The organism is uncultured Jatrophihabitans sp. (genome assembly GCF_964251945.1).
GTDB lineage: Bacteria > Actinomycetota > Actinomycetes > Mycobacteriales > Jatrophihabitantaceae > Jatrophihabitans.
Window position 1 is genome coordinate 843,600 of record NZ_CAXULP010000001.1, and the last position, 13,127, is coordinate 856,726.

8 protein-coding genes are annotated in these 13,127 nt (G+C 71.4%); 5 read left to right on the plus strand and 3 right to left on the minus strand.

The window, feature by feature from the left end; all coding sequences use genetic code 11:
• The first annotated feature begins 48 nt into the window (after nt 1–48).
• Nucleotides 49–1,371, plus strand: coding sequence for a 6-phospho-beta-glucosidase (locus ACFFBG_RS03905; RefSeq protein WP_375475773.1), 1,323 nt, complete (start codon nt 49–51; stop codon nt 1,369–1,371).
• Between the two features lie 322 nt (nt 1,372–1,693).
• Here the strand turns inward: ACFFBG_RS03905 and ACFFBG_RS03910 are convergent, their stop codons facing one another.
• Nucleotides 1,694–3,238, minus strand: a complete 1,545-nt coding sequence (locus tag ACFFBG_RS03910; protein ID WP_375475775.1) for an MFS transporter — start codon at nt 3,236–3,238, stop codon at nt 1,694–1,696.
• An 85-nt stretch (nt 3,239–3,323) separates the two neighbouring features.
• Here ACFFBG_RS03910 and ACFFBG_RS03915 point away from each other — a divergent pair, with 85 nt between their 5' ends.
• From ACFFBG_RS03915 to ACFFBG_RS03925, 3 genes are read left to right on the plus strand one after another with little or no spacing between them, the layout of a single operon-like run.
• Nucleotides 3,324–3,992: a TetR/AcrR family transcriptional regulator gene (locus tag ACFFBG_RS03915; RefSeq protein WP_375475777.1), complete on the plus strand. Its 669-nt coding sequence runs from the start codon at nt 3,324–3,326 to the stop codon at nt 3,990–3,992.
• Between the two features lie 31 nt (nt 3,993–4,023).
• Nucleotides 4,024–4,266, plus strand: a complete 243-nt coding sequence (locus ACFFBG_RS03920; RefSeq protein WP_375475779.1) for a hypothetical protein — start codon at nt 4,024–4,026, stop codon at nt 4,264–4,266.
• Nucleotides 4,263–4,637 (plus strand): PIN domain-containing protein, encoded by a 375-nt coding sequence (locus tag ACFFBG_RS03925; RefSeq protein WP_375475780.1) that lies wholly within the window; start codon nt 4,263–4,265, stop codon nt 4,635–4,637. The genes ACFFBG_RS03920 and ACFFBG_RS03925 overlap by 4 nt, the downstream gene beginning before the upstream one ends.
• 117 nt (nt 4,638–4,754) lie before the next feature.
• Here the strand turns inward: ACFFBG_RS03925 and ACFFBG_RS03930 are convergent, their stop codons facing one another.
• Nucleotides 4,755–8,600 carry a SpoIIE family protein phosphatase gene (locus ACFFBG_RS03930; RefSeq protein ID WP_375475782.1) on the minus strand — a complete coding sequence of 1,282 codons (3,846 nt, stop codon included), beginning with the start codon at nt 8,598–8,600 and terminating at the stop codon, nt 4,755–4,757.
• Between the two features lie 87 nt (nt 8,601–8,687).
• On the opposite strand from ACFFBG_RS03930, the gene ACFFBG_RS03935 reads away from it, so the two are divergent.
• Entirely contained in the window at nt 8,688–9,017 is a 330-nt protein-coding gene (locus ACFFBG_RS03935; protein ID WP_375475784.1) for an STAS domain-containing protein, read from the plus strand.
• A gap of 73 nt (nt 9,018–9,090) precedes the next feature.
• Here the strand turns inward: ACFFBG_RS03935 and metH are convergent, their stop codons facing one another.
• Complete coding sequence (gene metH / locus ACFFBG_RS03940) at nt 9,091–12,927, minus strand: methionine synthase (RefSeq protein ID WP_375475786.1); 3,837 nt, start codon at nt 12,925–12,927, stop codon at nt 9,091–9,093.
• Nucleotides 12,928–13,127: the final 200 nt, after the last annotated feature.

Genomic DNA, 13,127 nt, shown 5'->3' on the forward strand with positions numbered 1-13,127 from the left:
ATCTTCACCGACGACTCGACGCCGCCGCCACCTCGCTACTGTCGCCCGGTGCGCATCGCGGTGCTCGGCGGCGGCGGCTTCCGCGTCCCGCTGCTGCACCGCGCGCTGGTCGCAGCCGACCTGGGCATCGACGAGATTGCGCTGCACGACGTCGATCCTGGCCGGCTCGCCGTGGTGTCGGCGGTGCTCGGCGATCCCCTGGTCCGTGCGACGTCCTCGTTGGACGACGCGCTCGACGGCGCGGACCTGGTGTTCTCGGCGGTGCGGGTCGGCGGGGTCGACGGGCGGGTGCGCGACGAGCGCGCGGCGCTCGAACTCGGCGTGCTCGGCCAAGAGACGGTTGGGGCCGGCGGGCTGGCCTACGCGATGCGCGGCGCGCCGGTCGCGCTCGAGCACGCGCGGCGAATCGCGCTCCGCGCGCCGTCCGCCTGGACGATCACGATGACGAATCCGGCCGGTGTGATCACCGAGGTGATGAGCCGCGAGCTCGGCGATCGGGTGATCGGCGTCTGCGACTCCCCCGCCGGGCTCGTCAGCCGGGCCGCGCGGGCGCTAGATCTGAAGCCGGACGCCGATTCGGCGGCAGCCGGCCACGACGTCGTGGTCGACTACGTCGGGATCAATCACCTCGGCTGGCTGCGCGGCCTGCTCGTCGACGGCGTCGACGCGCTGCCTCGGCTGCTCGGCGACGCCGCGCTGCTCGCCGGAGTCGAAGAGGGCCGGCTGTTCGGGGCCGACCTGATCGGCGCCCTCGGCGCGCTGCCCAACGAATACCTCTACTGGTACTACGCGGCGCATGAGGCGCTCGACGGCGTGCGCGCCGCCGGCCGGACGCGCGGCGAGCACGTGCGCGCGGAGCAGGCCCGCTTCTACGCCGCCGCCGTGGCCGACCCGTCACATGCGGCCGAGCTCTGGCAGCGCGCGAACGACGAGCGCAACCGCAGCTACTTCGCCGAGCTGCGCGCGCAACCGCGCGACGAGCAGGACGTCCTTGCCGGTGGCTACGAAGGCGTCGCCGTCGCGCTAGCCCAGGCGCTGCACCAGCCGGGCCGGTCGGCGCGGCTGGCGCTCAACGTCCGCAACGGCGACACAGTGTCTGCTCTGCCACCGGACGCCGTGGTCGAGGTGCCCTGTCGGGTGGACGAGGCGGGCGCGACGCCCCTGCCCCTGCCGCTCGGACCGCTCACCGCTCACCAGGCGGCGCTAATTGCGCAGGTCCGCGACTGCGAACGCGACGCCGTCGAGGCCGCGCTGTCCGGGTCGGCGACGAAGGCTCTGCGGGCGTTCGCACTGCATCCGCTGGTCCCGTCCCTGGCGGCCGCTCGCCACCTGAGCGCGGAAGCGCTCGCCACGGCAGACGCGCACGGCTAGTTCGCCGGTGGGTGGCGGATGTCTCGGACCGGATCGGCGTGGGCTCCCCCGGCGGCGGTCGCGGTGCGCCACACTCGCTCAACCCCAGCAGGAAGGGTTGACACAGATGACCCGCTGCACATGCATCTACCGAGCCAGCACCGCGCCCGAACGGGCCGCCGGGAGGGCCGCCATCAGCGTGGCCAGCCGCGACCCGTGGTGCCCAGCCGCAGCCCTGCACGACCGCACGCTCGGCGCGCCGCCCGACAGCGAACCGGCAGACAGCGAACGGTCAGACAGCAAGCGAAGCTGACCGCAGCTTCGAACGCCACCGCTGCCGGCTCTAGCCGCCGACGGGTACCGGCAACGGCCGCGTCTCGACCTCGGCGACCGCACGCCGGCGACCCGGCAGCGCCAGCGCTCCGAGCGCGCCGGCCAGGCAGACCCCGGCGACCACGACGCACGCCACATGCAGGCCGGTCATGAACGCCGAGTTGGCCGCGTCGACCAGCGCGGGCGAGCGACCAGCGACGCGGTAAGCCGCAGCCACCGAGTCGCGCGCCGCTTGAAGCGCGCCGGCCGGCAGCTGGCTGAACCCGCCGGTGAGATGGGCGGCGTAGAGCGAGGTGAAGACGCTGCCGATGACCGCGACGCCGAGGGTGCCGCCGGCCTCGCGGGTCGCGTCGTTGACCGCCGAGCCGACGCCGGCCTTGGCCGCGGGCAGCACGCTGAGGATCGATTCGGTGGCCGGAGCAGTCGTGAGCCCGAGCCCGAGGCCCATGAGCACCATCTGTCCGATGATCTCGGTGTAGGGCATGAACGTCGACGACACCGAGATCCAGGCGAACGACGAGCCGAACAGCAGCAGGCCGGTGACGACGACGGCACGGGTGCCTACCCGGGCGGCGAGCAGCGCGCCGGCGACCGAGCCGATCGCGATCGTGATGGCCACCGGCAGGATGCGGGCGCCGGTCGACAGGCTGCCGTAGCCGCGCACGAACTGGAAGTACTGGGTGATCAGGAAGATGAAGCCGAAGAGGGCGAAGAACGCGACGGTCACCGCGCCGCTCGCGGCCGAGAAGGCCGGCGTGCGGAACAGCGTCACGTCGAGCATCGGGTGCTCGCTGCGGCGTTCGACCAGCACGAAGACGACGGTCAGCGTCGCCGCCGCGGCGAAGCCGAGCAACGATGCCGGCGCCGTCCAGCCCCGGGCGGGGGCCTCGATGATCGTGTAGACCAGCGTCGCGATGGCCGCCGACGAGAGCACGAGGCCCATGGGGTCGAGGCGGGCCTCTCCAGGATTGCTCGACTCGGGCACCACGACGAAGGCGAGGACGGCCGCCAGCAGCGCCACCGGGACGAGCGCGAGGAAGACCGATGGCCACCCGAAGTGGGCGAGCAGCAGCCCGCCGCTGATTGGGCCGACCGCCACGCCGAGGCCGGTCACCGCACCCCAGACGCCGATCGCCTTGGCCCGCTCGCCGCGGTCGGGGAAGAGGTTCGTGATGATCGACAGCGTCGTCGGGTAGATCAGGGCGGCGAAGACGCCCATCACGAACCGGACCGCGATCAGCGCGCCTGCGCTGTCCACGGCGGCGCCGACGCCGCTCGCCGCGGCGAAGCCGATCAGCCCGACGAGCAGAGCGGGTCGGCGGCCGAACCGGTCGCCGAGCGAGCCCGCCGTAAGCACGAGTGCGGCGAAGGCGAGGTTGTAGCCGTCGACGATCCACTGCAGATCGCGCGTCGACGCGCTGAGCTGACGGCCGAGATCTGGCAGCGCGACGTTGACGATCGTCGTGTCGAGATTGATGGCGAAGGCGGCCAGGCAGACGGTTGCGAGGACGAGTCCCCGCCGGGCGCGGCGCGTCGGTGCTTCGGTGTTGGTCACGGCAGCCTCGCTAGCCATGTTGACAGTGGACACATCATCAGCGTGGCATCGGATGTGGACGATGTCAACATGCAACACTGGCGACATGCAGACCGCCACGCCGACTCGGCCGTATCACCACGGCGACCTCCGGGCCGGACTCGTCGACGCCGGCGTCGAGCTGGCGCGCGCCGAGGGGCCGGAAGCGCTGCAGCTGCGGGCGGTCACCCGCGCGGTCGGCGTCTCGCACAATGCGGCGTATCGGCATTTCGACGACCACCAGGACCTCGTCAACGCGGTGGCTGAGCGCTGCATGGCAGAGCTGGCCACGTTGATGCGCGCGGGCGTCGCGACCGTGCGCGTCCGCGACCGCAGGCGCCGCGCGATCGCAGAACTCGCCGCGATCGGCCGCGCGTACATCGACTTCGCCGTCGCCGAGCCGGGCTGGTTCCGCACCGCGTTCGCCATCCGGGCCGCCGCCGAGGTCGAGGCCGCCGAGGTCGACGCTGCCAAGGCGGCCGCCGCCACGTCGGCGGAAGAGCGCGGCCCGTATGAGTTGCTCATCGCCGCTCTCGACCGGCTTGTCGAGGTGGGCGCGCTGCCCTCGGCGCGCCGGCCCGGCGCCGAGCACGCCGCGTGGTCGGCAGTGCACGGCATGTCGATGCTGCTCGTCGAGGGCCCGCTGCGCGACCTGCCGCCCGGCGAGCGCGACGACGCGATCACGGCCGTCCTCGACGTCGTCCAGCGCGGATTGACCGGCGCCGACTCCGGCTGAGCCACCGCGCCCAGCTTGGTAAGGTGAAAGTATGACCGTGTCCAAAGTGACGGTGAGTTTGGATGCCGCCGTCGCAGAGCGGGCGCGTCGAGATGTTGCCGATGGGAGGGCGAAATCAGTCAGCGCCTGGCTGAACGACGCCGCCCGCGACCGAATGGAGAATGAGGACCTTGCCACGGTCCTGACTGAGCTGTTCGAAGCCACCGGCGGACCGCTCACCGCGCAGGAACTGTCGCGGGCACGTGAGCGGCTGTCGCTTGCCGAGCAACCGTGAGTCTGGTTCTCGACGCCGGAGCGTTGATCGCGATCGAGCGTGCCGACCGCGATACCGCTGCTGTCATCGAGGCGGCTCGCCAGGATCGACGCGAGATCGTCGTGCCTGCAGGCGTTGTCGGCCAGGTGTGGCGCGGTGGCAGTCGGCAGGCAAGGCTGGCCCGTCTGCTCAACGCACGCGATGTCGTCGTAGAGCCCCTCACCGACGCCGGCGCCCGGGCTGCCGGCATCCTGTGCGGCGCCGCCGGCACGGCCGATGTCGTTGATGCGTCCGTCGTGCTCGCGGCCCGCCGACGGCACGCGACCGTGATCAGCTCGGACCGGCCCGACCTACGCCAACTCGACCCGACGATCCCCGTTGTCGACTGCTGACAGGGCCCCGATCGATAGATGTCAGCTCGGTCGTACCCGCCGAACGGGTGAGTGCTCAGCCCAGGACGAGCTGCTGCACCATCCCACTCGCGGCCGGTCGGCCTCACTGCAGCCTGGTCAGCCGGAGGTCGGCATCGGCGCAGCGCTGGCCGGCGGCGCCTCGAATCGGCACCAGACCGTCTTGCCCCTCGCGGCCGGTCGGACGCCCCACGAGGCGGACATCGCCGCCACGATCAACAGGCCCCGCCCGCCAGGGGCGTCCGGCTGGGCGGTCGTCATTCGGGGCGCGCCAGGCCCGGCGTCCAGCACCTCGAGCACGATCGCCGCGCCCGCCGAACGAACGGTGACCTGCACCGGCGGCTGGCCGTGCTTGAGCGCGTTCGTCGCCAGCTCGCTGACGGCAAGCTCGGCGTCGAACGCGATGTCGTCCCCGACGCCCCAGCCCGTCAACGTGCCGCCGACGAACGCGCGGGCCCGCGCCAACGCGAGATCGTCGTGCTCGACCACGTGACGCGCCGAGCGTTCCTGCGCGGCTTCGTCCTTCACCCGGCACAGCAGCAGGGCGACGTCGTCGTCCGGGGCGTCGGCGAGCAGCGCGTCGGTCAAGGCCGTAGGCAGGTCGGCAAGCGGCACGGTGGCGGCGGAGACCAGGCCGGCCAGCTGCGCGATGCCGTCGTCGAGGTCCGAGCCCCGCCGCTCGACAAGGCCGTCGGTGTACATGGTGACCAACGTGCCGGGCGTCAGCGCGACCGTCTCGCCGGCGTCCGCCTGATTGCTCGCGCCGAGCGGCGGGCCGCCGGCGACGAGCTGGCGCGTCGTCCCGTCCGGGTCGGTCAGCAGCGGCGGCAGGTGGCCGGCGTTGCAGTAGTCCAGGGTCTGCCGGGCCGGGTCGAACACCGCGTACACGCACGTCACGATGGTGTCCGCGCTGATCTCGCGCACCGTCTCGTCCAACAGCCGGACAACCCGCGCCGGCGGCAGGGCGAGGCGGGCATAGGCGCGCACCGCCGCGCGCAGCTGGCCCATCACTGCCGCCGCTCGCACGCCGCGGCCCATGACGTCGCCGATCACCAGCGCGGTGCGCCCGTCGCCGAGGTCGATGACGTCCTGCCAATCGCCGCCGACCTGGGTGCCCTCGACGCCGGCCCGGTAGTAAGCGGCGATCTCGAGGTGCGGCGCGTGGAAGCTGCGCGGCGGCAGCAGGCTCTGCTGCAGCTCCGTCGCGATCGCGTGCTCGCGGGCCGCGGCCTCCCGTTCGGCGTGCGCGGCCGCCAGCTCGATCTCCGCCGCCCGCTGCTCGGTGATGTCCTGCGTGCTGCCGCGCAGGTGCAGCGGCCTTCCGTCGCCGTCCTTGGTCGCCACCGCCCGAACCCGCACGAGGAAGGGCATGCCGTCCGGCCGCACGCCGTGCAGCTCCACGTCGATCGGCTTGTCGCCGGCAAGCGCCTCGTCAGCGGCTTCGTTGAACAGCTCGACGCTGACCTCGTCGAGCGTCGACAGCGCGGCCGACAGCGACACCGTCGGCTCGGCCCCCGGCGCAACGCCGTTGATCCGGTGCAGCTCAGGCGACATCCACACCTGCTCGGTTTCCAGGTCGACCTCCCAGCTGCCGACGTGGGCGAGGCTCTCGGCGTGGTCGAGCAGTTCCTGCGTGCGCTGCAGCTCGGCCACCAAACGGCGTGTCCGATCCAGCTCGAGGTTGGCCCGCACCCGGGCGAGCAGCTCGCGCGCGGAGAAGGGCTTGACGAGGTAGTCGTCGGCGCCGGCGTCCAAGCCCTCGACCGTCGCGTCGTCGCCGGAGCGCGCGGACAGCATGACCACCGGGATGTGCATGGTCGCCGGATCCGCGCGGACGGCAGCGAGCAGGCCGAAGCCGTCGAGCACCGGCATCATCACGTCGGTGAGCACGAGATCCGGCGGCGCGGCGCGGACCCGCTCGAGCGCGGCCGCCCCGTCTGCCGCGCTGTCCACGGCGTAGTCGCGCGCCAGCAGCTCGGACACGTAATCGCGCATGTCCGGGTTGTCGTCGACGACCAGGATTCGCGGACGGCCGGCAAGCGTGCTGTCGCCGGCGGGCCGGGCCGAGCGGGGCGTGACCCAGCGCAACGTCTCGGCGAGGTAGCCGGCGCCGTAGCGGGCGACTTCCGGGACCTCGTCGACCGGCGTGTCGGCCACCCGGGCCGGGCTCAGGTGCGCTCGCCCGAACGGGATCCGGACGGTGAACGTGCTGCCGACGCCTGGCTCGCTCAGCACCTCCACCGAGCCGCCGTGCAGTGCGGCGAGCTCGGCCACCAGCGCCAACCCGACGCCGGAGCCCTCGTGCGAGCGCAACTGCGCGCCGGTGACGCGGTGGAACCGCTCGAACAGCCGCGGCTGCTCCTCGACCGGGATGCCGACCCCGGTGTCCGCGACCTCGAGCACCATCTCTTCGGCGTCGGCGTCGGCGTCGGCGTCGGCGTCGGCGGCCGCGGCCCGCAGGCGCACGGTGACGCCGCCGGTGAACGTCGCTTTCAACGCGTTGGACACGAGGTTGAGCACGATCTTCGACCACATCTCGCGGTCGACGTAGGGTCGCTTCGGCAGCGCGGCGCAGTCGATGGTGAGCCGTAGGCCGGCCCGCTCGAACGCCGACTCGAACATCTGCGTCAGCTCGACGGTGTAGCGGCGCAGGTCGAGCTGTTCGAAGACCGGCTCGACGCTGCCGGCCTCGAGGCGAGAGAAGTCGAGCAGCGTGTTGACGAGCTTGAGCAGCCGCTCGCCGTTGCGCTGAACCACTTCGAAGCGGCGTCGCGAGGTCGCGTCGAGGCCGCTGTCCGGCTCGTTGAGCGCGTCCTCGGCCGGGCCCAGCAACAGGGTCAGCGGGGTCCGCAGCTCGTGGCTGACATTGGTGAAGAAGGTGGTCTTGGCGCGGTCGAGCTCGGCGAGCCGCTCGCTGCGGTCGCGCTCCTGCTCGAAGGCGCGGGCCCGGGCGATCGCCGCGGCGAGCTGGCCGGCGACGAGCTCGACGAAGCCGCGGTAGTCCTCGTCCAGCTCGCGGTACAGGTTGAGCGCGGCGATCAGGTAGCCGTACGGCGCCTGCTCGCCCACCCGGAGCAACGGCACGGACAGCGCCTGCCGGGGCGGCTCGGCCCACCCGCCGACCGGCAGGTCGGCGACGTCGGTGAGATCCGTGAGCAGCTGGCTGCCGGCGGCGCCGAACAGCGCGGGGTGCCAGCGCGCGCCCCGCTCGTCTGCGCGCACGATTAACGGCGCGATGTCGGCGCCGGCGGCGACGCCGCTGCTCCAGCGCAACCGCGCTGCCCGGGCGTCCGGGTCGAACAGATAGGTCATCGCGAACGGCAGATCCCAGGGGTCGCTGCTCAGCTGCTGGTGCATGGCGTAGCCGACCTCGTCGACAGTGCTCGCGCCGGCCAGCGCGCCGCCGAGGTCGCGCAGCAAAGCCATCCGCCGCGCCCCGACCACCCGGGCGGTGTCCTCGCTGACGACGCAGAGCATGCCGGCCACGCGACCGTCGTCGCCGGTCACCGGGCTGTAGGAGAAGGTGTGGTAGGTCTCTTCGACATAGCCGCTGCGTTCGAGAAAGAGCAGCAGGCCCTGGTCCCAGGTGGCCTCCCCCGTGGTGACCACCGAGTCGATCCGCGGGCCGATGTCCGGCCAGATCTCCGCCCACACCTCCCGCGCCGGGCGGCCGAGCGCCCACGGGTACTTGGCGGCGAGGGTGTCGAGCCGGTACGCGTCGTTGCAGAAGAACGTCAGGTCCGCGCCCCACGCCATCCACATCGCGAATTTCGAGCCGGTCATCAGCCGGACGGTGTTCACCAGGCTGGCCGGCCACATGTCCGGCGGCCCCACGCCCGTGCTCGCCCAGTCGACGGCGGCGAGGTCGCGGCCAAGCTCTGTGCGCAGGTCGAAGACGCCGGCGCGCGCTGTCTGCGGAGCGTCGCTGTCGTCGCCCTGGCGCATGAAAGCGGATATCCTCGTCAGTTGCAAACTGGTGGCTGCCAGGATAACTGGCGCCGCCCCCGACACCGGGGATCATCGGAGGTTTCCGTGGCATTGCGGCTTGAGCGCCGCACGGCCGAGGCCGCGGTGGTCGTCGGGGTCGCCGGCGAGGTGGACAACTTCACTGCTCCGCAGTTGCGCGCCGCGCTGCTCGAGGCCCGCGACAGCGGCGCGCCGCGGCTGATCGTCGACCTCACCGAGACCGATTTCCTGGACTCGTCCGCGTTGGGCACCCTGGTCGGCGTCGCCAAACACCTGACGGGCGGCACCCGGCTGGTGCTGGTCTGCCCGCGCCCGCACCTGCGCAAGGTCCTGCGCATCTCCCGGCTGGACGAAGTGATCGACGTCTACGACAGCCTGGCCGACATCCCGGCGTGAAGCGGCGCTTGCGGCGCGTGACGGTCGCTGCGCGGTAGGTGACGGTCGCGGCGCGGTAGGTGACGGTCGCGGCTCACTCGTCGTCGGTGCGGTAGCCGAGGTTCGGCGACAGCCAACGCTCTGCCTCGGCGAGCGTCCAGCCCTTGCGGCCGGCGTAGTCCTCGACCTGGTCCCGGCCGATCCGGCCGAGCGTGAAGTACCGCGATTCCGGATGCGCGAAATACCAGCCGCTGACCGACGAGCCCGGCCACATCGCCATGCTCTCGGTGAGCTCGATGCCGGCGTTCGCCTTGACGTCGAGCAGCGACCACAGTGTTTGCTTCTCGGTGTGCTCCGGACACGCGGGGTAACCGGGTGCCGGACGGATGCCGGTGTAGTGCTCGTGCAGCAGGTCCGCGACGCCGAGCGACTCGTCCGGCTGGTACCCCCAGAACTCGGTGCGCACCCGCTCGTGCAGGCGCTCGGCGAACGCCTCCGCGAGCCGGTCGGCGAGGGACTCGAGCAGGATCGCGCTGTAGTCGTCGAAGCCCTTCTTGAAGTCGGCGACGCGTTCCTCGCTGCCGAGCCCGGCGGTGACGGCGAACGCGCCGACGTAATCCGCGAGGCCGGTCTCGGCTGGCGCCACGTAATCGGCCAGCGACCGGTTCGGCACGCCGGGACGGTGTTCGCCCTGCTGGCGCAGGAAACGCAGCGTGGTCAGCACTTCACTTCGGCCCTCATCGGTGTAGACCGCGACGTCGTCGCCGACGGCGTTCGCCGGGAACAGTCCGACGACGCCGTCGGCGCGCAGCCAGTTCTCATCGACGATCCGGTCCAGCATGTCCTGCGCGTCGTCCCAGAGCTTGCGCGCGGCATCGCCGGACACCGGGTGGTTGAGGATGTCGGGGTAGCGGCCCTTCATCTCCCAGGCGGTGAAGAAGGGCTGCCAGTCGATGAACTCGCGCAGCTCGGCCAGCGAATAGCGCTGCACGGTCTTCACGAATTGGGTCCGCCTGCTGCGCGCCCTATCGCCGGCGTGCATGTCGCGCGCCTGCCGCGAGATCAGGTGCGGTCGCGGCGGTCGGTAGCCCGTCCAGTCGATCGGCGTGCGGTTCGCCCGCGCCGTCTCGATCGGGACGAGCGGCTTGGCGTCGGCGCGGGCGGCGTGTCGCTCGCGCAACGCGTCGTAGTCGGCGGCCACGTCGGCGAGCAGCGCGGGACGTTGGGCGTCGGACAGCAGCGCCGCGACCACCGGCACGGAGCGTGACGCGTCCTTCACCCACACCACCGGGCCGTGATACTGCTTGTCGACCTTGACGGCCGTGTGCGCGCGCGAGGTCGTCGCGCCGCCGATGAGCAGTGGGATGTCCAGCCCCTGCCGCTCCATCTCGGCGGCGAAGTTGACCATCTCGTCCAGCGACGGCGTGATCAGCCCGGACAGGCCGATGATGTCCGCGCGGTGCTCGCGCGCGGCGTCGAGCACCTTCTGCGCCGGGACCATGACGCCGAGGTCGATCACCTCGTAGTTGTTGCACTGCAGCACGACGCCGACGATGTTCTTGCCGATGTCGTGCACGTCGCCCTTGACGGTGGCCATGATGACCGTGCCGTTGGTGTCCTTGCGGCTGCCGGCGCTGCCGGCGGCGTCGGCTGCATCGCCCGTGCCGGCTGAGAGCGCGGCGGCCTTCCCGGCCTCGATGAACGGGATGAGATAGCCGACGGCCTTCTTCATCACCCGCGCGGATTTCACCACTTGCGGCAGGAACATCTTGCCGGCGCCGAAGAGGTCGCCGACGACGTTCATGCCGGCCATCAGCGGACCCTCGATCACCTCGATCGGCGCGCCGCCGCGGTCGTCGATGATCGCGCGGAGCTCCTCGGTGTCCGCCTCGACATAGTCGTCGATGCCCTTCACCAACGCGTGCGTGATCCGCTCGTCGACCGGCAGCTCGCGCCACTGCTCGCCGACCGTCTCCACCGTCTTGCCGTCGCCGGCGAACTCGGCGGCGACCTCGAGCAGCCGCTCGGCGGCGTCCGGGCGGCGGTTGAGCACGACGTCTTCGATGCGCTCGCGCAGCCTCGGGTCTACCTGGTCGTAGAGCACAAGGGCGCCGGCGTTGACGATGCCCATGTCCATCCCGGCCGCGATGGCGTGGAACAGGAACACGGCGTGGATCGCCTCGCGCACGGCGTTGTTGCCGCGGAAGGAGAACGACACATTCGACACGCCGCCGGACACCAGGGCGCCGGGGAGGTTCTGCTTGATCCACCGGGTGGCGTCGATGAAGTCGACGCCGTAGTTGGCGTGCTCCTCGATGCCGGTCGCGAGCGCGAAGATGTTCGGGTCGAAGATGATGTCCTCGGCGGGGAACCCGATCTCGTCGACGAGAATGCGGTACGCGCGCTCGCAGATGGAGATCCGCCGCTGCAGGTTGTCGGCCTGGCCGTCCTCGTCGAAGGCCATCACGACCACCGCGGCGCCGTACTTGCGGCACAGCCGCGCCTCGCGGCGGAACTTCTCCTCGCCCTCCTTCATGGAGATCGAGTTGACGATCGGCTTTCCCTGGACGCAGCGCAACCCGGCCTCGATCACCTCGAACTTCGAGGAGTCGACCATGATCGGGACGCGGCTGATGTCCGGCTCGCTGGCGATGAGCTTCGTGAAACGGTCCATCGCCGCGACGCCGTCGATCATGCCCTCGTCCATGTTGACGTCGATGATCTGCGCGCCGTTCTCAACCTGCTGGCGGGCGACCGACAGCGCCGCGTTGTAGTCGCCGTCGCGGATCAGCCGCCGGAATCGCGCCGAGCCGGTGATGTTGGTCCGCTCGCCGACGTTGACGAACAGCGAGTCGCCGGTGATGTCGAGCGGCTCGAGGCCGGACAGCCGCAGCGCCGGTGGCCGCGACGTCGGCACGTGCGGGTCGAGCCCGGCGACGGCCCGCGCAGTGGCCGCGATGTGGTCGGGCGTCGTGCCGCAGCAGCCGCCCAGGACGTTGACCAGCCCACTGCCGGCGAATTCGCGCAACACCGTCGACGTCTGGTCCGGCAACTCGTCGTATTCGCCGAACGCGTTCGGCAAACCCGCGTTCGGATAACAGGAGATGAAGCAGTCCGCCACGCGCACGAGCTCGGCCAGGTAGGGGCGCATCTCGCCGGCGCCGAGCGCGCAGTTGAGTCCGACGAGCAGCGGCTTTGCGTGCCGCACGGAGTTCCAGAACGCCTCGGTCACCTGACCGGACAGCGTGCGGCCGGACGCGTCGGTGATCGTGCCCGAGATCATCACCGGCCACCGGCACCCGCGCTCCTCGAACAGCGTCTCCACGGCGAAGATGGCGGCCTTGGCGTTCAACGTGTCGAAGATCGTCTCGATGAGCAGCACGTCCACGCCGCCGTCGACCAGCCCGTTCGCCTGCTCGAGATACGCGTCGACGAGTTCGGCGAAGCTGGTGTTCCGGGCGCCCGGGTCGTTGACGTCCGGCGAGATCGAGGCCGTCCGGTTGGTCGGGCCGAGCGCGCCGACGGCGAAGCGCGGGCGGTCCGCGTCGGCCGCGGTGGCCTCGTCGCAGGCCGCGCGGGCCAGCCGGGCCGAGGCGAGGTTCAGCTCGTAGGCGAGTTCCTGCATGCCGTAGTCGGCCAACGAGATCCGCTGCGCGTTGAACGTGTTGGTCTCGATCAGGTCGGCGCCGGCGTCGAGGTAGGCGTGGTGGATCGCGGCGATGGCGTCCGGCTGGGTGAGGCTGAGCAGGTCGTTGTTGCCGCGCAGGTCGCTGGGCCAGTCCGCGAACCGCTCGCCGCGGTAGTCGCCTTCGCTGTAGCCGTGCCGCTGGATCATCGTGCCCATGGCGCCGTCGAGCAGCAGGATGCGCGATCGCAGAAGGCGGGAGAGCGCTTCGGTGCAGTCCGGTCGGACGGTGTGGTTCTCGGGCAACTTTCTCACTCCGTGAAATCAGCCCTCGGGTGCGCCGGTGACGGCCGGTCTCAGATCCCGTCAAGCATACGGAGTGCGGCCTGCGCGCGGGCGCTGATACTGCCGACGTCAGCGCCGAAGTTCCCACGGTTGCCGGGGCGGCGCGGCCCCTCGACGTAGGCTTGGCGGCATGACGGCCCGCCTGCTCCGGGAGCCCCTTC